Annotated in this window: 14 protein-coding genes; 1 reads left to right on the top strand and 13 read right to left on the bottom strand. The window is 50.4% G+C overall.

Annotation, left to right across the window (positions count from 1 at the left end; translation table 11 throughout):
* Positions 1 to 45: 45 nt before the first annotated feature.
* Positions 46 to 1,236 (bottom strand): DUF6382 domain-containing protein, encoded by a 1,191-nt coding sequence (locus AC3B5A_RS03850; protein WP_489799027.1) that lies wholly within the window; start codon positions 1,234 to 1,236, stop codon positions 46 to 48.
* 133 nt (positions 1,237 to 1,369) lie between these two features.
* Between AC3B5A_RS03850 and AC3B5A_RS03855 the strand changes: the two genes are divergently transcribed.
* The gene (locus AC3B5A_RS03855) at positions 1,370 to 1,624 is read left to right on the top strand and encodes a hypothetical protein (RefSeq protein WP_489799028.1); all 255 of its coding nucleotides are present in this window, start codon (positions 1,370 to 1,372) and stop codon (positions 1,622 to 1,624) included.
* A gap of 85 nt (positions 1,625 to 1,709) precedes the next feature.
* On the opposite strand, the gene AC3B5A_RS03860 is transcribed toward AC3B5A_RS03855, so the two are convergent.
* The 12 genes from AC3B5A_RS03860 to AC3B5A_RS03915 form a co-directional block, all read right to left on the bottom strand.
* On the bottom strand, positions 1,710 to 2,120 hold the full coding sequence (locus tag AC3B5A_RS03860; RefSeq protein WP_489799030.1) for a hypothetical protein: 411 nt from the start codon (positions 2,118 to 2,120) through the stop codon (positions 1,710 to 1,712).
* A gap of 110 nt (positions 2,121 to 2,230) precedes the next feature.
* Positions 2,231 to 2,701 carry a hypothetical protein gene (locus tag AC3B5A_RS03865; protein WP_489799032.1) on the bottom strand — a complete coding sequence of 157 codons (471 nt, stop codon included), beginning with the start codon at positions 2,699 to 2,701 and terminating at the stop codon, positions 2,231 to 2,233.
* A gap of 231 nt (positions 2,702 to 2,932) precedes the next feature.
* Positions 2,933 to 3,502, bottom strand: coding sequence for a hypothetical protein (locus tag AC3B5A_RS03870; protein WP_489799034.1), 570 nt, complete (start codon positions 3,500 to 3,502; stop codon positions 2,933 to 2,935).
* Between the two features lie 42 nt (positions 3,503 to 3,544).
* Entirely contained in the window at positions 3,545 to 5,119 is a 1,575-nt protein-coding gene (locus tag AC3B5A_RS03875; RefSeq protein ID WP_489799036.1) for a T7SS effector LXG polymorphic toxin, read from the bottom strand.
* A gap of 50 nt (positions 5,120 to 5,169) precedes the next feature.
* Positions 5,170 to 5,730, bottom strand: a complete 561-nt coding sequence (locus AC3B5A_RS03880) for a hypothetical protein (RefSeq protein ID WP_489799038.1) — start codon at positions 5,728 to 5,730, stop codon at positions 5,170 to 5,172.
* 55 nt (positions 5,731 to 5,785) lie between these two features.
* The gene (locus AC3B5A_RS03885) at positions 5,786 to 6,076 is read right to left on the bottom strand and encodes a hypothetical protein (RefSeq protein WP_489760374.1); all 291 of its coding nucleotides are present in this window, start codon (positions 6,074 to 6,076) and stop codon (positions 5,786 to 5,788) included.
* A gap of 2 nt (positions 6,077 to 6,078) precedes the next feature.
* On the bottom strand, positions 6,079 to 6,534 hold the full coding sequence (locus tag AC3B5A_RS03890; protein WP_489799039.1) for a DUF4176 domain-containing protein: 456 nt from the start codon (positions 6,532 to 6,534) through the stop codon (positions 6,079 to 6,081).
* A 26-nt stretch (positions 6,535 to 6,560) separates the two neighbouring features.
* A complete protein-coding gene (essC, locus tag AC3B5A_RS03895) occupies positions 6,561 to 11,210 on the bottom strand; it encodes a type VII secretion protein EssC (RefSeq protein ID WP_489799041.1) in 4,650 nt (1,549 codons plus the stop codon).
* 108 nt (positions 11,211 to 11,318) lie between these two features.
* The gene (locus AC3B5A_RS03900; RefSeq protein WP_489760371.1) at positions 11,319 to 11,612 is read right to left on the bottom strand and encodes a WXG100 family type VII secretion target; all 294 of its coding nucleotides are present in this window, start codon (positions 11,610 to 11,612) and stop codon (positions 11,319 to 11,321) included.
* An 85-nt stretch (positions 11,613 to 11,697) separates the two neighbouring features.
* Positions 11,698 to 16,686 carry a hypothetical protein gene (locus AC3B5A_RS03905; RefSeq protein ID WP_489799043.1) on the bottom strand — a complete coding sequence of 1,663 codons (4,989 nt, stop codon included), beginning with the start codon at positions 16,684 to 16,686 and terminating at the stop codon, positions 11,698 to 11,700.
* Entirely contained in the window at positions 16,683 to 17,228 is a 546-nt protein-coding gene (locus AC3B5A_RS03910; RefSeq protein WP_489760369.1) for a hypothetical protein, read from the bottom strand. Before AC3B5A_RS03910 ends, AC3B5A_RS03905 begins: the two co-directional genes overlap by 4 nt.
* Positions 17,225 to 18,946 (bottom strand): serine/threonine protein kinase, encoded by a 1,722-nt coding sequence (locus tag AC3B5A_RS03915; protein WP_489799045.1) that lies wholly within the window; start codon positions 18,944 to 18,946, stop codon positions 17,225 to 17,227. The genes AC3B5A_RS03910 and AC3B5A_RS03915 overlap by 4 nt, the downstream gene beginning before the upstream one ends.
* Positions 18,947 to 18,982: the final 36 nt, after the last annotated feature.

The following is an 18,982-nucleotide window of genomic DNA, read 5'->3' on the forward strand; positions in this document are numbered from 1 at the left end:
CTTCAGCTGTCCCATGCTCCTTATGCCGGTCTTGTTCATTGCTGTTTACACCTCAATATGCAGTGACTCATCGGCCACGACAAATGCTTCCCCAGCACGGACGGGGGCGCGTTCTCCTTTGGCGAGTTTGATGCCACGCACCGTAGTACCATTCGCTGAGCCAAGGTCGGAAACCCCGAATGTCCCATCTCCCATATCGACAATCAAAGCATGAACACGACTCACGTTGGTGTTCCCGCGCACTCGGGCCGCACACTGAGGCAAGCGGCCCACCACCACTTCAGCTTGTGCTTGGCACAGGCGCGAACCATCACGTTCACGAATAACAGAGAACAGGGAAGACCGGGCAAGAGAAGGACTTGGGGTGTCGCGCTGCAACTGCCGAGAATCGTCTGGAGCAAGCAATCGCGTTCCGGTCTCCTCCAAGCCGATGCCTGCCGCATCCTGCGAATCCTCACTCAAGCGCGCGGTGACATTGGCTTCTGACAATATCGATTCAACATTCAGCTCCGTATCACTATCGGCCGATTCCTTCACATCTATAGGGTTTTTGCTCTTGCCGTTCGTTTCAGAACCCGCCGACAGGCCGAATGGATCGAACCTGGCATGCCGCTCGGATGCAACCGTGGATTCTGCCTGAGCCAGAGACGACTGTGAATCTTGCTGCCTATGGGAATCGAGGTGAAAATGCGTGTTGAGGACATCATTAAAGTCAAAAGCCGAGAAAACGGAAACACGTTTCACATAGTCGTCAACATGCCGGGTCAGCTCAGCATCGGATGGCAGTACAAAGCGGATATTCCGCGGTTGCGCCAAAAACTCCAACAGCGTCAGAATACTGCTCTTCGCATTGGGCGCTGGCGTTATCGGCAGACAGCAGAACAACAGGTTGCCGCTGTCTACGTAAATGGCTTCCGGCTCGAATCTGACAGATTCCATAGGCAGGTCAGTTTGTGCGCATACATCCCCAAGCGCGCCCACCGAGCGCAGAAGCTTCTGGTATTGCACTCCCGAAATCCCCATACCCAAGTATTCCTGAAGTGTAGGGTACCCGGTGATGTCATAGTAGAACAGGTTTTTGCTGCCTTTCACCTCATATTTGAATGGCAGCAGAGATGAAGAGGGCCGTGTTTTCAACCATTCTGCAAGCTTGTAGTCAAGTTCTTCACCACGCGTCGTTCGTATCAGCAGTGTAGCCGCACCGGTGGCTCTGTCACGTTTCTTGTGTTCCTTCATCGGCAACCTTCCCTACTACCAACTTCATTGCTGTTCTAAGTATAATATGAATCCATGAATCATAGAATATCCATATATTCAGTTATTTTGGGATTATTATGTCCACCTGAACACAGCATGCAAGGAGTGAAAGATGAACGAGAAGGTCATGCTTAACATCACACTGCCAGCGACTCGTCGCTCGTATGATTTCAACGTCCCCCGCAAACTCACTATCCATGAGACCGCTAATCTTGTCGCTGAAATCCTAGCCAACCGTGAACCGGATTATTACCATGCCGGCGGCAATGCGGCGCTTATGGACAAGCAGACCGGCACGCTTCTGGATCCGCGCAGCAATATCAGGGAGTCGGACCTGAAGAATGGTTCACAACTCGTTCTGGTGTAACTCGTTCCATCTGGCCGGCCTTCGACGCAGACCACTCGTTTATCGAAAGGCAATCACGAACGAGCAAGCACAACAGTGCTGCCTGTTACCGGCGTCTCCTCCTATCCTTTGCGCGGCGTGCCTCTTTTTGGCGGCGCGCTTCGGCAGCTTGCTGTTCTATCAGACCTACCGTTTGAGAGCGTTCATTACTGATAGTAAATAGATTGAACTGCAGCTGGTTAATCTTACCGTCGATCGCACTACGAGCTGAATCTATGTCCCTTCGCAGCTCATCAACACTCTTTTTAGCCTCACGTTTCTTTGACTCGAATTCTTCTCGCTTATCACCTTGCCACGTTCCACCGGCATCGTACCGATCGACAGGTGTTTCCACATCCACTTGCACACTGTAGGCGATTCCCTGCAACGAACTAGCAGCGGCTCGCAGTCGGTTAATCTGCCCGTTCACCACAGACGACTGCCTGTCCAAATCCACAACAACACTTTGCAAACTCATGGCTACGCCTTTCATAAAACATCGATAATTACATTGTAACTTATGACACATAGCGCGGGAACTGTCATTTTCTTACCCTGTGCCGTCCGCTCACACCGACACACAAATCCTCAACACACCCCACACAACACACCCAACACCACAGCACCCACAACCCACAACACCGACAACGCCAACACAGCCAACACCACACGAGCCCTCACCACACTACGAGCAGACTCCCACACCACAATCCAACGACGATACCAACCCAACACACCACCATCACCAACACCACGACGCTCACGACCATGATCACGACGCAATTCCACATCCCACGCCACCGACAACGGCAACGACGAAGCCACACGCAACACCACCACCAACACCACACCAGACACCATCGCACCCCATGCAGCAGACCACACCGGCCTCATATCAGACGGAAAAATGTCAATAAAACCTATTCCCCGGATACCAGATATTGACATCATCCACATGATCAGTACAGACTTTTTCTCACTATGCACCGCACGAGACTCAGCATCCCAACGATGCCAACGCTCCACCCAAGGAGCCTTCCAATCACCACGCACACCCATCAACGCTCCTCCCCGCCATCAGACACCTTCGAACCAGAACCCACACGAAGCCCGACACCATCATCCACCTCAGGAATCAACGGATTCGACACTACAAACCACACTCCTTCAACAAAATTCAACTTAACTTACTTTTAGCCATTACTTCACCGATACATACGAATATCATTCAATGCATCAAGCTGAGCAATAAAAATGTTCCTCATACCAGTCCACCGGGTCGACCGTCTATCAGAACCAGATGATAGAAGGCGAGCCGTCGTCATCCGGTGCGACCACCACCACAAACTGCTCCATAAAATTCACATACATCTGAGGCAACACCCAAAACGCAGCCGACAGAATAACCAACGACCAATCACGATCAGCCACCACATACATCACCACACCACACAACAACGGCAACACCATAAACACACGAGACACCACCATAAACAACCGAAAATCACGACACACCAAATGCTTCGACATACGACGCAACAACACACCAGCAGGCACAAAATACACACCCGTAATCAACAACGGAATACCAAGCACCACCAACGTCCACGACACCGGATCACGCAACTGAGTGCCCCCACGCTCAAACACCGCATCCCAAATCATCAAAACAGACATCAACACAAAAAACGCGGCAGCGAAATAAGCAATATAAGCTAAGTTACGAGTGCGCCTGCGAGCTGTAGGAGTTTTCCTACCGCCAAATACTACAAACCACGACTCCTTACCGTCAGCCTCATCCTCAAACCGCAATTTTGCATTCTTATTAGGCAAACCAGCCGTCAACGGATTCCACACCACAACCACACTCCTCACAAACACAACCAATACTTCAACTCAGATTCAACGCAACGCATGAACGTCATGAGACATATCAGACTCAGACAAACGTCCATTGTTTGAGCGCGTTGTCTGCCGCGGCATACGCACATCATTCAATGCATCAGGCTGAGCGGTAAAGTGCTCCGCATACCAATCCACAGCATCAAGCAACTTTCCACGAGTCTCCACACTCAACTTACCATTCCACACCACATCACCAGCCACATGTTCAACACCAGACTGCACCAACGGCTTACCTTTCTCAGAGACGTTATCCAAGACACTTCCTACGCCTTGCTGTGCGCCAATCGCCGCAAGCTGACCAGAAAGACTGTTATCTGTCTTATCTTTGATAAGCTCACTAATTTTATCTGTCACTGCACTCTCAAAAGCATCAGATACCGCATACTCAGTCGCCGTTGCAGCCATCGACCCCCACACCGAATGCCCAGTAGCTTTTGCAGCTTGATACACATGTGTAATCGGCTCTACCTTAGACGCAGACATCGCCGTCACTGTCCCACGCGAACTAGCGATGAAAGTCGGAGGGTTATTCTTCACAATGTTCACCAGTGTACCGCGTAACGCCGTAGACAACCCAACACCAGTACCTATCACACCCTCAGCACTGTTATACAATTTCTGATTACCCGAAAACACCGTATCTCGAATAAGATTGAACGAATGCCCTGACTTATCAGCAGATATATCCTCAGCACCTTCCAAGAGATCAGAACCACTCATCGTTATCTGTGCCAGAGCCAGAGCAAACACTACCGGAGCAGCTGCACCGCCAGTAGTCAGAATCGCTGAAACACCAGCAGCAACACCTAGAAAAGCACATACCACTTTTACTATACCGTTTTCGTGTCTTGTTTTGACTATTTTCTGTTCCGCAACCTCATACTCCCTAAGATGCTGCTTCTGCCACTGCTTCATCCCCCTCACCGACTTCATTGACTCCACATACCACGGCTCAGCAGCCAACCCACCAGCACTATAATGCCCGCCACCAGCATACGAACCCAATCCTGACAGCAACCGCTCAAGACTATCCAACGAATTGCCGAACTGTACCGCCTTCGCCCTCTGCTGCGACTCATAATCACCGACCCGCTGCTGCAAATCACGAGCCACCTTCCCACTACGATGCACCAACTCAATAGCAGAACCCGCATGACCAGACGCAGACACCCCCACCACATCACTCACACTCTGCACCACACGCACAAAATCAGCATTCAACTCAGCAGTACGAGACGACCTCCGCTCAAACCAAGCAGCAGCATCATTCAACGTCCCATCATCAAACCGAGTCTTATTAGCTCCATCAATACCGTCATACCCATCCGCATACAACACAAACTGCATACGCAACTGCTTAGCCACCGTCTTCATCATATCCACAGCAGCCTTCTGAGCCTCACCCCAATACGCCTTGACACTGTCAGCAGTCTTACCCTTAAAAACATCAGAATTCTGCAACCTTTTAATCGCACTCGTCACACTATCCAACGCTTCATCAAGCTGCTGCGAATAAATATCCACCTCAGTGGCTGTATCCTTAACGTTCGCTTTCACAACATAAAAACCCATAATTCTTTCTCCTATCTATAAACCGTATGTGTCGTATTCTTAACTACGCATCACAATACGCTCTGTGTCACCACAGAATCAGATAAATCCTCATCATCCATCACCACCACAAACTGCCTCATCGCATTCACATACATTTGAGGCAACACCCAAAACGCCGCCGCCAAAATAACCAACGACCAATCACGATCAGCCACCACATACATCACCACACCACACAACAACGGCAACACCATAAACACACGAGACACCACCATAAACAACCGAAAATCACTACTTGCCAATTTCTTCGACATCCGCAGTAACAAGACACCAGCAGGCACAAAATACACACCAGTGACGAACACAGACATGCAAAGTGTTAATAGCCACCACTGGAAATCGTCATCTACTATCATCATTCGTACACCAACTGCCGCAATCAATATCGCACCCGTTGCAAAGAAAAAAGCAGCATACGACAGATTGCGGGTGCGTTTACGAAGCGACGAGTAATGGTTCACAAACCACTTCGTACCAACAACCCCAAGCGGCCTCCCATCATTATCCTCATCAGCAAAACGCAACCTCACACCCTCATCAGGCAAACCAGACACCAACGGATTCCACATAACAACCACACTCCCTAAAAATTGACATAACTTACTTTTATACGAGTCTTAACACTTAGTGCTGCTGCACCATAGACATAAGACCCTTGCTAGCAGTCTGATCGGCCTTCTCGAGCTCGGCAACAGCCTTGGATAGTACTGCAGCATCATCACTCAACACCGAAGCATATTGCTGAACATCACGGTAGAATCTCTCTGCAGCACTGCGATATGCCTGCAATGCCATGGCATTACCCTCCATGCCTGGCAGAGACATAGAAATAGATTTCACCTTTGAACCGGCATCACTACACCCACGCGTCAGCTCATCAAGCCTCGCCTTATTCAGCTGAATCATCCCACCCATATTCACTCCTCACCTTTCACAGTATTCTCATCAATATCAGTCTCAGATGCACTATCACCATTCTCAAGAGACTCGGTACCGTCAAGATTGTCAGACTCAGCGTCGTGCAGGTCCGCATACGCATCTTCAACAGTCTGATTAATATCCTCCTGAGTTAGCGGGTCAGGATGAGCTTTATCCATGGTAATGAATCGTAGCGCCTCATCGATGGTCTTCACCATCTCAGCGTTCTCCTCATCATGGAACCCTTTAAACACAACCTGCTTAATATCTTCATGATTGAAGTAGAACAGGATGTCACTCATCATCCCCTCGGGATACAAGCATCCACCGTAATCAACATAAACCATGCCTTGATCGCGCGGCACAGACACACCCCGAGAAACAATCATTAATTTTTTATCGTTGCCTCTCACCTCAACGACACTACCCAACGGCAGAAAATCTGGAGCATCCATATTCCTTATTCCTTTCTTTCCGATTCTTAAGAAACCACTTTGACCTCATGCGGAACACCATCAACAGTGCTGTACCCGCCATCATCGCCAAGATTCTTTTTACGCTGTCCGTAAGTCAGCGGAGTGACAACGCTTTGTGATTCAAAACCAGACCCAATCCAAAGTCCATTGTTTATTCCTATTTGCGAAGTAAACCATGACTCACTATTGACATTCCGCGCTTCTGCAGCAGCATCAAACATAACGATACGAATGTTGTCTTTAAGCCGAAGTCCTTCCAGCCATTTCGTAAGTTCCACAGCTACACCAGGTTCGGCTCGTTGCAAAGCATTACTCATTCCCGAAACAAATATCAACATGGTTTTCTCAGGAAGCTCTGTGAAATTGGCTGCGGCATCGAGCCACTCTACAAATTCATGAGCATCGACAGATTCGATCTCACAGATACCGGGCAGTTCCTCAAGTTGCTCGCTCACATCAAAAAGGTACGTCTTGAACCGTGTATCAATGGAACTTACCCGAATCATCTCTTCTATGAAAGCAGTGCCTGCCTGCACCTTATTGTACGAACAACGTTCAATAGCATGAGCATCAAAATCAAACTCTGCTGGAGATAGGTCGTCAACATGCAACCCATATCGTAGATTAAGCGAATTGCCGACTTTCGGTAGCTGTTGCAGCACTGCTTGAGTTACATGCTCCGGCAAAACCGGCACAGCTTGGGCCGCACCGAGCACATTGCCCTCAACGTTCCTTACTTCTGCGCGTAGATCGGCACATATTTGCACCGCATACCCAAACTCGTCGGCATCACGTCCGAGCACTTGCGCGCCCTGGAACATAAATGTGGTGTCTTCACTCTTGACCAGGCCTTGAGCAAAGGCGGTAGGACGAGATACTCCGTTCATGCTGCCCAGTAGATTCATGTACTCGTCCGCGTTATCCAGCATGAACACCATACGCTGCTTCACATTGCTGGCAAGTCGCAACCTTACGTCGCTGGAAGAAGAAGCTGTCAGCAGCAATGAAATACCTACACGCTGACCATCACGAGCTATTTTAACCAGCCGATCCATCAGCTGCTGTTCGTAAAGCTCGGTGAAAGCGGCGATGCCGTTAATCACAAACACCACTGCTGGCATATCGTCATGCGTGGCGGTGTAGCGTTCGAACGAACCGCCGAACGGCACCAGCGTGCGCCGTCGATCCTGGATCATCGCATCGAGCATGTCGAATAGGCGCATCACTTTCTCGTCTTCGCCATTCACGATCACATCGCCCACCTGCGGGGCCGCTGCCAACGCAGTCAATGATTCCGAACCGAAGTCAATCGCATAGATATTGCATTCACTAGCCGTGTGTGTGCGTACCAGATCAAGTAGCATTGCCAGCAACACCGATTCCATGCCCGAGTCTGCGCTGCCATACAGAACCGCATTACCGCCAGCAGTCAACGGCAATGTGAGCAACCGCTGCTGCTGATGCGCCGGATCATCAAGTATGCCAACAACCGGCTCCAGCACATATCCATCCTGCGCGGCATACTCATCAGGCTCCTCGAATGCAATGTCTTCCGCCACTTCGGCGCTGTCCTCCAACAATGCCGCATCACGCTGCCGCACCTCTTGCCGATGCTGTTCCACACGCTCAAGCGGCAACAGTTCCGGCAAAGGATCCAGCCAGAGCTGGCGCACACGCATATGCTCACTCTGCGCCACTTCAGCAATGTGCTGAAGCACGACCACCAACTGTGGCGCCGCGCCTTCTGCGGCAAGCCCGTCGTGCGTCTCCGGCTTTGCCGCGGCAATTACCTGCCCGAGATTGGATATCAAATCTACAGAGTCATCCACTTGCTTTCGGTATTGTTCCGTAGGTACATAGGGGCTTCCCGAATAGGCAGCCTGCCCCAAGGCAAACATCTCGTTGTACCCTACCAGCATATAGAACCGGCCTGCCTGAGTCAGCTCCGCCGCGTCCGGTCGCTGTATCATCTCTTGTGAATCGGCGGCATCAGCCACCTTAAGTGAGACCTTGAAACGGGAATTACTCCAAATCTGGTCATTGACCACACCACTTGGCTTCTGCGTGGCCAATACCAGGTGCACTCCCAACGAGCGGCCGATGCGCGCCGCACTCACCAACTCGTCCAGAAACTCAGGCTCCTGCTGTTTCAGTTCTGCGAACTCATCTGCGACGATGAACAAGTGCGGACATGGCTCGCTCACCAAGCCATCGCGATACATACGCAGATACTTGTAAATATCGACGTTCTCGCCACCGGCCACCTCGCGCGCCTCATTGAAGAGCGTCTGCCGTCGTTTCAACTCGCTTTGAATCGAAACCATGCTGCGCACAATGGCAGCACCGTCAAGGTTGGTAATGGTACCGGCAAGATGCGGCAACCGTATACGATTGTTGTCAAAGGCACCAGCCAAGCCACCGCCCTTATAGTCGATAAGCACAAAGGCCACTTCTTCAGGCGAATATTCCACACACATGGACAGTACCCATGTGATGATGAACTCTGATTTTCCAGATCCTGTGGTGCCCGCAATAAGACCGTGTGGGCCGTGGAATTTCTCATGCAGGTTCAGATTGAACGGCTCCCCTTGTGAATCCACACCGACTCTGGCCGCCAATGTCTCGGAAGCATGCGATTCATTCCAGCGAGCTTTGACATTAAGCTGTTCAACATTGCCAGCCTCATACATATCAAGGAAGTTCAGAGAATCAGGCAATACGGAGTGCGCTTCGGCCACATCAAGACGCACCTCAGCGAGCGCCTGCGAGAGCCTGAGGCAGTCCTCATCGCTCGCAAAGGCATCAGCTACGAAACGTAGTCCTCCATTGGAGGTGTCATCCGCGCCAAGCAACATTCCCTCGCTGCCATCCACCGAAATGATGGCGGTGCACTGCTTGGGCAGATCGTTACGATTCGCCGCCTGACATACGAGAGTAAAACCAGGAGCGGGCCTTCGGGCAAGGTCGTCAATGAAATCGCTTTTCTCCATGAGACTCTTTGACGTGCAGACCACCACGTAGTAAGGCATCGCAATACTGTCTTTGTCGCTTTCTTCTCGACGCTCTTCGGCGATCTTGCCGAGATGCAAGGATAGGCCAGACGTTTCCTGTGCGGAAGTGGCCAAATATCGCTCTGCTCGGTCGTCCGAGAACATGTGGGGCAATGCCCCGGCCCAAACCCACCGCTCACGCTCATCCGGATCGCACACCAGCACTATCTTGACATCTTCGTACGAATGCAACGCGGCAATTTGCGCCACCAAACCTTGCATCAGAGCAGTTGCAGTGTCCTTCATACCGTGCAGACCAACCACGGAGTTTTTGGTCAGCCGCAAGGCAACCGGAACATCTCTGACCTCTTTCGGTTCGCGTGCCAACTGATAGACCACCTGCGACAAATCATCTTTTTCAACAGCAAAATGCTCTTCAGGATACCGTATATCTGCATTCAACGGAATGGTCCCCATCCCCAAACGCAGCTCTAAAAAGTCATCGTGAGCGCTCGTACGGTCCATCATGCGCGAGTCTCCCACAACCACACGTTGGATGCTCTCCTGAGTGCTGATCCTGTTTTCACTCAGAATACGCTTTTGCTGTTGCGATGCCGCTGCAATCCTGCTGCGTACACCATCAAGATATTCGGCGTACCGTTGCCGTCTTTTTACCTCTTCTGCAGCAATCTGCTTATTCTGCACTCGCTTGCTCAGTATTGGCCAGATCACGCTGCCCAACAACATGGAAATTGCCATGACAGCAGTCGGCAGCACAGACATCAACGACCCACCAGGTTGCTGCGCCTGGGAGAACGAGGACGCACCGGATACCAGCGAAGCAAGTACCATGAACATTGAAGGACCGACCTGCATTGCGGCCGACGTCTTGTCAGGCTTTTGCGCAGCCGGGGGCTGATCCACCGAAATGGCAAAGGGCTCTACGTCCCTTTTGAATCTAGGTGCCGGGTAAAAATATTGTGAATCATCGTCTCCATCAATACCATCGTCTTGATCATGGTCCACCACTGGCGGCTCATGGTATTCCACGCAGCCATCTCCCAATCGGGGCTCAAACCCAATGGGACGGTTATAACTGATGAAGTTGGCTCCCACAGTTATTTTCAATCCTAGGATTTCCACCGCATCAGAGGGGTTGATCTTGCACGGGGTAAGCGCGGCAATCCGAACACCATTTACGTATGTGCCATTCCCTGAGTCAAGATCGGTGAGTGTAAATAATCCGTCGGCAAATTCAAGACGCGCATGATCAGTGGAAACGTATGGCGAATCGTAGACGAACTCATTATGCGGCGATCTGCCTATCGTCAACGAACCGTCTGCGGTAAAGCCGGTAATGGAAAATGTTGTATCCCCAATACCTGTTGGAGACACAATGATGGAAGCTTCAATGTCTCCTCCGCGCACCGTATACGCACAGGTTTGCAGCGGGTCAATGTCAACTCGGTGATGCTGATGCCCGGCCTCATCAAATAATTCTGTTCCTCTGCGTGGAGCCAGAGTCCACGCCTCGTGCCGAGCCTCCACCAAGGCCAAGCGACGATGTTCTTCACCCTCAGAAGTCGTGAGCCATTGGATGCCGGAAGCCTCATCCGGCAGCGCAACCGCACTGATTCTCGCGTTCTCAAGTATGGTGAATAGCATATCTTCTCCCTGCTCCACATCTCAACATTGCTACATTTCTTGGTTCAGCCACCGCATGGTGCGGCAAAGCATGCTCTGCCGCACCATAAGCTGCTGGTAGGGCTAGATTCAGCCGCGGAAACCACTCGCGATCTGCGAATCGGTATCTTCAAGCGTCTGAGCCGTCTGGTCAAGAGACCTAGCGATCTCGTTGATCAGATTTTCTGCCTGCACAAAGCTCGGGCGCAGCTCCTGGAAACGCTGTGCATATGAGCGGCTCGAGGCGCCTTCCCACTCGCTCTGCAACTGTTGGAGCAAATTATCCATCTTGTGGATCACTCCATCAACGTTGTTGGCCTCTGTCCTGTACTGTCCAGCACGCTGGCGCATGGTATCCGGCGTAATCCTAATTTGACCTGCCATGGTTATTTCCTTTCCATAACTCCCGAACCTCACGGGATTTCCACGCCGACTTTCGGCGCAAATCTATAATGATGCTTTCGGATCTTTATCTTCCGAAAACATTCTTCTGGTACGCTGTCGTTCGTCTATATCTGATCAACAGCACAACTCCCAGCGCAGCAAGTGCGATGGCAAGAATGGTGATAACAATGCCGGGCAGCAGCAGTCCCTTGACCATGGCGTACGACCACCAACTGGAGGCGACTATCACATTGCGATATGCGGATACTGTCGTGTTCCCCGCCATATCAACTGAGGTAAGCGTAATGCTATGAGCCTTTTCATCGGCATTGAGCTTGTATGACATTGGTGCCAGCACATCATCACCCGACCACTGCGCGACATTGTGTCCATCGACGTTCATCGTGACTGAACGCAGTGCCACATCGTCATGCGCGTCCACCACAAAATTGTGCGTCGGCTCGTAGAACACCGATTTGTCGCCCAAATCCGCGATCTTCGAAGATGGAGCATGACCGTCAACTGCAAAGTTGACTTGTGCGTCACCATTGCGTCGCTCATTCTTCTTGTTCATCGTATTCTGTGACAGATTTCCCGCTTCGTCCACGGAAGTCATACGCAGCCGGTAATAACCATCATCGCTGAACAGTGATGCAGGAAAATCGTAAACTGCCATCTGCCACCCAGATGAGTCTTGCTTGGTCATGTGGTAATCGGCTCCGTCGTTGATGGAAGATACTTGTTGATCGTGCACCAACTCCATATGCGACTTTGCGATATCGATACCGCTGACATTAATTTCAGTCACTCTGATAGCGCGCGGAGACTTGATGTACTTACCAAGCACGTCCTGCGCGCTCTTGTCCAGAATATAGTTCGACCCAAATCTGTTGAGGCTGTACACGACTTTCTGTTCGCTCTCATTGCCGGCCTTATCTTTGATCGTGGCCGTTAATGTATATACATCGTCATTGTCAACGGTGTGCCCAATATCTTCAAACGATACTGTCGTTGATGTTTCTCCTTCAGACTCGGAATCCTTGACATAGGCAAAGTTGTCTTTGGCTTTTCCACGCTTGGCGCTTTCACTGCGCGATTTCCCCGGTATATGAGTGCGAGTCAGCGTGTAATCGGTGAGCATAGAGTCAAAGTTCGCGTCGCTGAACTCTATCTTTGGCAACAAAGTGCCTGAATACGCCGTCTTATCGTTGACACCAGAAATCACAACCTGCGGCTTTGTCATATCAACGATGAATTCAGGCTCCTCAACCACTTCCGCCACGTTGCCGGCCAAATCCGTAGCTTCGACTCGCAATGTGTAGTGTAATTCCTTGTCGAAGTTGACTGTCGCCTGACGTTCGTAATCTTCGTCCGCCGCACTCCATCCACTGGCTGCAGGAGGAGTGACCGCACGTCCCTTGTCATCCTTGGCGGTTGTGCTGATAATGGTCTCATCCGCGCTGAAGTTACGTTCAGTTTGACGGATAGTGGCTTTACGCGTTGCCTTGTAATAATTGCCAGACTCGGCATCATCGTTATCAAAGCTCAGAGAAAGTATCGGTTTCTGTGTATCGATGGTGAACTCTTCATGATATGGATGAGCACGATGCTTCGCAGGATCGGTTAGGCTGACGTCAATCGACCAGTCTCCATCTTGCTCGCAGGGCAAATCGGCGACCCATGTTTTACCATCGCCATTGTCGTTCTTGAACTTTCCGGCAGTAACACGTCCTTTTGACCCGTCAACTGCATACATGACAACATCTCGCCACTCATCATTGGTTTTGATAAAGTCAAAATTCGATTCGACAACAGTCACCGTCCCGTGACGTTGCGCCTTGTAATATTTCCCGTTGCGCACATCATTATTGTCATAAGATACGCTGATGACCGGCGCTGCCTTGTCAATAACGATTCCCGAAACCTTCTTTGGCAGATTCGCCGACTTCGCGTTCCCTAGATCGATGTGCGCTTGATTACCGGCCTTGTCTTTGATACTGACGACCGAGCCAGCCAACACCAATCTCTGCGAATCGTTACCGAATGCGATATTCACATTGCCATTGCTGCTGGTCGTTATGGCTGGGTGCTGAGCGTCGACTTTTTGCCACTGCCCAGAGAACTGTACCGTACCGTCATCAATACCTGAAACCGCATCTGCAGTTTGCACTGTAATATGTTCATCACCTTGTGCGAAAATCCATCCCCATTGAGCAATATCGACATCGGAGTAATGGACTTCCGAGAAATCCGGGGCCGTGTAATCAACGCAGAAGTGCGAATCCTTACTGAGCGCTGTTGTGGAATCATGCCCGATAGGCACATAATCGAACCATAACCGGTACTCGCCTTCAAGGGAACGATGCTGCCCATCGATCTGTGACTGGGGCATAGGTACACTTGTTGACCACTCGTTCGAGTTGCCGGAATCCTGTTTGAAATCAGGCAACTTGACGCCCGGAAACTCGTTGCCACGAGATGCCTCGCCATCACCATTGCCGCACTTCCACTGTTGTTGTTGCTCATGTGCACCGCATAATGAATACCTCAGAGGGCCATCAGAACGGCCGGGCAGATGACGTGTCACATCAAACCACTTATCATGAATGGTCAGCCGTGCACTCACAGCCCCACGATGGTAGAAAGGATTGCTGCTTTCGGGCGCTCCCTGATTATCGACAAGAGTGATATTGGACGTGACACTTCTAGTATCATTGACCACAACCACATCAAATCCAGGATTGAATGGCGAACCGTCACTTGCCAGTACCGCGTCAGCATCAGTCATTGTGGTATCTGTAGTGCAATTACCAGCATAGTCACACATTGATGCCACCATGCTACTTATTGGATATGCACCATCAGCATCAAGCTCAACACTGGCTGAAAAACCAGACAACTCGTCGGTGTTTAAAGTCGTTGTAACACCTTCGTGAGAAGGATGCTTACCCTGTGCTACAGCAAGCGCATCAGCATAATCATCGTAACGTACATAGCTGAATGAGAATGAACTCACCCCGGAAACTTGTCCTTCACTCAACTCTCGCTTTACAGCATTTTCTCGAGCATGCGACCGCGTGTCTGAGACTCGTCTAAGGAGATCTTCGGCATCGACCTTGATTCCAATATGACGCTCAGGATTAGTGGCAGCAACCGTGACAGGCACTGTCCCAGATTTATCCACAAAGGAATTGTTCTGCAGCCACGTATCCGCAGATGAATCAGATAAGGTGACCGCTGCCACTGCAGTGGGAGCTGTGCCGTCAATTAGTACGGAGTTTATCTTAGCTTCCACAGTATTACTGCCACCATTCACAGCATTTGTCGAACTGCTCAGCATGGTTGGCACAGTTGTGTAACTCAGCGTATATGTTACTGAATAACGTCCCTCACCAAGCACCGTATTTTCATCGTTTTCTGTCTTGCCTGTACGAGCATTCACATCACAAGGATGTTTTCCGATACACCGTGCTATGTTGCTGTTCGCATCTTCCGATGAGGGGTTGTAGGTCACTTTGGGGCCAAACACACTCAAATCGTTCTTAAGCGCATTACTCAGTTCGTGGCTAAGATTCGGAACAACGGTAACTTGCTTAGCTTTGAGTGTTTTCCCTTCACAAGAATCCTCATCCGAAGCCCCACACAGCACATTCGAAGACATATCTTTGATCTTTATACCGAAAGAGTCATGATATATATCAGTACTCGGGAATGCAACAAATTCCATCTGCTGCACCGAACTACCGCTATCATTCGCATCTGCGGCAAAGGGAGGCATCTTATCTAACGTTGCCACATCACCTGCATTACCGGCTTGGTCAAACGCACGGAGGGCAAAATCTGACAGCTTTACTGTGCCGATTGTTCCTACCCGCCCTATTTGCTTTGTTCGAATCAACAAGCTCTGATCAATATTGAACTCACAATGCAACGTATCATCTGACGGACTATTGCGCCCGTTTTCTGCTGAGCATCGCACTGCTGCAGGGTCCAGTACGTCCCCTTTGTACATCACCTGAAATGCTTGCGGCCCCGACACGGTAGCATCTATCTGCTGCTGACTCACAGATGCAGTACTGCTGGTAGGCTTAGGCTTCCAATCGGTAACCTTTACCTTCACTCGCACACCACGCTCATCGACTCGAAGTGTGTGCTTACTTCTATCTAGGCTAACCTGATTGTCATCATTAAAATCTATGCGTTTCCCGGCCTCGTCAGGCTCAACCACGTCAGAGATTCCTACAATAGGTTTTCCTTCATCTTGCGAAACAGGAATTTTGACAATACTTCCTTTGTCAAAGGTAACTGGGTGCGCATCGTTGCCTTCGCCAACAATCTCTTGTAGTGCATCGCCAAGTTTGACGTAGATGAAAGAACCATGCTTTGCAACGGATATAGAATCCACAGTCGCCGAAAGGTGCACAGCATCTGCTGGCCACTGATCATTGGCACCCAGTGAAGTAGCTACTTCGTAGCCACCATTATCGTCACCCTGATGTAGGCAACCATAGTCATCATCATGGTTTTCCGATGCTGCATCAACCACACAGACTTTGAGCTTAGCCTGCTGCTTATCTTGTGCCTGCCATACGCGTAATTGCCCGGGCCGACCTAGAGGCGTTGTCCAATCTCCGCTAAAACCAGCATCCTGCGCTTTCCCCGCTACTCCCCCATAGGTTAGGATGCGGATGTGCTGCGCAAGAACACTCATGTTGCCATCTGCGTTGCGATAATAAGGAGCGATTGGAATAGATGCCTTGCTATCGTTTGCCGAGGTCAAAGGTGAGGAAGGAGTGGCTTGATTTTTCCCCAATACCGGCTGAATCGCAGACTGCAATTGAGCCAGTTGCCGATCGACCAGTGGTTCCAAGTTTGCTGTATCTGCAGTTTGGTCTTCTCCGCCACCGTTAGCCTCTTGCGTAGCGACGGCACCGCCATCGCTGCGCGAACCGGTCACAGCGTCAGCAGCATATGCAGCTGCTGAAACACCCAACCCGAAACTTCCAACGATAGATGCCATAGAGATAATCAATGCAATATTGCGAAGTTTCCTCTTATTCGTTCGTTTCATCATCGTTGCTCCTCCCCGAGTAGCGTCGTGCCCAGTTGCTCTTCGTCGGTTCTCGGAACATCTCGTTTACCAGCAGACTGTTGCGCCGCAACGTTCTGCGCTTCATGAGACTTTTCATTGCTTCCTGAATTCGCATTTGCCAGTAACGTTGTACCTTGCTGAGCATCCGCTTCTTCTACTAGCAACGTCGTTTCCGTGTCTTTTGCATCGTCTTCACTACCGTCAGATACTGAATGAAGTGAGCCATTGGTCATATCCGTTGAGGAACCCACACCTAAGGATGACAAGTCCAACGCCTTACCAATTTCACTCGCATCCCAAGGGCTCTCAAGTGCGGAACCTTCAGCGCTTGAACGGCGATTTGTTGCATTCCATCGACCACTGGTATGCTTCAACTCAGCAATGCGCTTTTGTGCAGTCTTACCGGTAAGAGTGTCTCGTATTTCTCTAATATTCCAAGCTTTGAAACACGCCACCGCTGCAACTAAGCACATGCCAGCAGCAGTGAAAAGTACCGCAGCAGTTATCTGAAATCCTGAACTCATCGCTTTGCCCCTTTGCCGGTAATATCTATAAAAGCTTCGCTAACTGCTTGTTGCGCAGGTTCCACCGCTCCTAACGCCGACTCATATTCTTGTCGCAGCTCGTCTGTTGCAGGACTCACTTCTTGCGCCAAACGCCGTGCTGCTTGCACCGCCTGTTCCAAATCTTTTTGAGAAACACCATCAGCTCTGAATTTGCGCGGGTAGGTACGCACTGCGTTGAGTATCAGATTCGCCGTTGACAGGCGCATGACATCATTGTTACTCGTCTTCATATACTCTGACAGCTGCATCATCTCTTTGAAATATGGCGCATATTTGCCTTGATCTTCACCCTCATTGATCAGCGGCACAATGGTGGTTTCAAAATTGGCGATAGTGAGATACAGAACCGCCAACTGTTGGTCTTTGAATTCATAATCGCCGGCTATCTTCATCCAGTGTTCTGCGGCCTGCATACGCACATGCTGCATCTGTGAATTTCCATTGCCATTCTCAGATCTCGACGGCGTGTAGTAGTACCAATACAGTTTCCCGATGCTAAATGCCAGCTGTCCCCATGATTCGCCGTTCCGTTGAAGGCTGTCGGTATTGGCGCTCAGAAGCTGCTGTAGTTGCTGATGCTCGGTGTCGCTGAGTATTCCATCTGACTCATAACGCTTAATCAAGCCGTTATATGGTCCTATCTCAGATGACCTAATGCCCGCTGCAGCAACATATTGAGCCTCAGCGTCATTGTTGTTGACTGCTTGCCCGGCCAAATCCATGTGATGCTCATAACTTGAATTTGCGGTAACCGCCCCAGCACCAAGCACCGCTCCACCGGTGATGAGAAATACCACGGAAGCTGCGCACAGCGCACAGAACACATGCCATTTAAAACGCATACTACGCCGAAGCTCAGCGTCTTTATCTGCTGCATGTTCAAGATCGTATGCCATGGCTGCACAATCGCCATACCGCTTCTCCGGATCCTTGTGCAAGGCCTTGGCAAGAACACGTTCCAGACCTGCAGATACTTCTGGAAGCATCTGCCTGATCGGCGGTAAATCGTACGGTTCCTCATCCAGTTTCTCACCAACGAGCAGCACATAGAGCAGCGCGCCGAGACTGTACACATCAGTTCTTGCACTGCATCTTCCGTGCTCATCGTATTGCTCTGGAGCAGCAAATCCTGGGGTACCCATCCTAGGTTCATAATCGCTGGGAAGCTCGCCATCCTCAGGTGGCATCTCACAAGCGATACCGAAATCGATCACACGAATAGCACCTTCGGGAGTAACCATGACATTGGACGGTTTCATGTCTCGATACACCATTGGCGGGGTGCGTTCATGCAGATAATCAAGCGTATCGCATAGCTGAATGCCCCAAGATATAACCGTACGCTCAGTCTGCTTTCCCTCCGATGCTATAGTTTGCGCTAAAGTTTGCCCTTCCACATAGTCCATCACAATAAAGAAGCTGCCATGCTCCTCAATCAAATCAACGATTCTCGGAATCGCGGGATGATCGAACGTCTTTATGAGATTCGCTTCGCCGACCAATCCATCAATGATGCGCCTATGCTCAGCATTATCTTTGATATGGCGAATTTCTTTGATCGCCCACTGCTTGCTAAGAGTAGTGTCCAATGCCAAATACACAGTTGACATACCGCCACAGCCAATTTCAGTCAAGATGCGGTATCGGCCTCCGACTATTCTTCCCCCTTCGCTCATAATGATTCCCGTCTCTCGCTCGCTTTACAGCAATAC

The sequence above is a fragment of the Bifidobacterium sp. ESL1133 genome, assembly GCF_058107325.1.

Excerpts from the sequence above, each read along its gene's own strand:
- AC3B5A_RS03850 (WP_489799027.1), bottom strand. The coding sequence starts at position 1,236 with ATGAAGGAACACAAGAAACGTGACAGAGCCACCGGTGCGGCTACACTG.
- AC3B5A_RS03855 (WP_489799028.1), top strand. The coding sequence starts at position 1,370 with ATGAACGAGAAGGTCATGCTTAACATCACACTGCCAGCGACTCGTCGC.
- AC3B5A_RS03860 (WP_489799030.1), bottom strand. The coding sequence starts at position 2,120 with ATGAGTTTGCAAAGTGTTGTTGTGGATTTGGACAGGCAGTCGTCTGTG.
- AC3B5A_RS03865 (WP_489799032.1), bottom strand. The coding sequence starts at position 2,701 with ATGGGTGTGCGTGGTGATTGGAAGGCTCCTTGGGTGGAGCGTTGGCAT.
- AC3B5A_RS03875 (WP_489799036.1), bottom strand. The coding sequence starts at position 5,119 with ATGGGTTTTTATGTTGTGAAAGCGAACGTTAAGGATACAGCCACTGAG.
- AC3B5A_RS03880 (WP_489799038.1), bottom strand. The coding sequence starts at position 5,730 with ATGTGGAATCCGTTGGTGTCTGGTTTGCCTGATGAGGGTGTGAGGTTG.
- AC3B5A_RS03885 (WP_489760374.1), bottom strand. The coding sequence starts at position 6,076 with ATGGGTGGGATGATTCAGCTGAATAAGGCGAGGCTTGATGAGCTGACG.
- AC3B5A_RS03890 (WP_489799039.1), bottom strand. The coding sequence starts at position 6,534 with ATGGATGCTCCAGATTTTCTGCCGTTGGGTAGTGTCGTTGAGGTGAGA.
- essC (WP_489799041.1), bottom strand. The coding sequence starts at position 11,210 with ATGCTATTCACCATACTTGAGAACGCGAGAATCAGTGCGGTTGCGCTG.
- AC3B5A_RS03900 (WP_489760371.1), bottom strand. The coding sequence starts at position 11,612 with ATGGCAGGTCAAATTAGGATTACGCCGGATACCATGCGCCAGCGTGCT.
- AC3B5A_RS03905 (WP_489799043.1), bottom strand. The coding sequence starts at position 16,686 with ATGATGAAACGAACGAATAAGAGGAAACTTCGCAATATTGCATTGATT.
- AC3B5A_RS03910 (WP_489760369.1), bottom strand. The coding sequence starts at position 17,228 with ATGAGTTCAGGATTTCAGATAACTGCTGCGGTACTTTTCACTGCTGCT.
- AC3B5A_RS03915 (WP_489799045.1), bottom strand. The coding sequence starts at position 18,946 with ATGAGCGAAGGGGGAAGAATAGTCGGAGGCCGATACCGCATCTTGACT.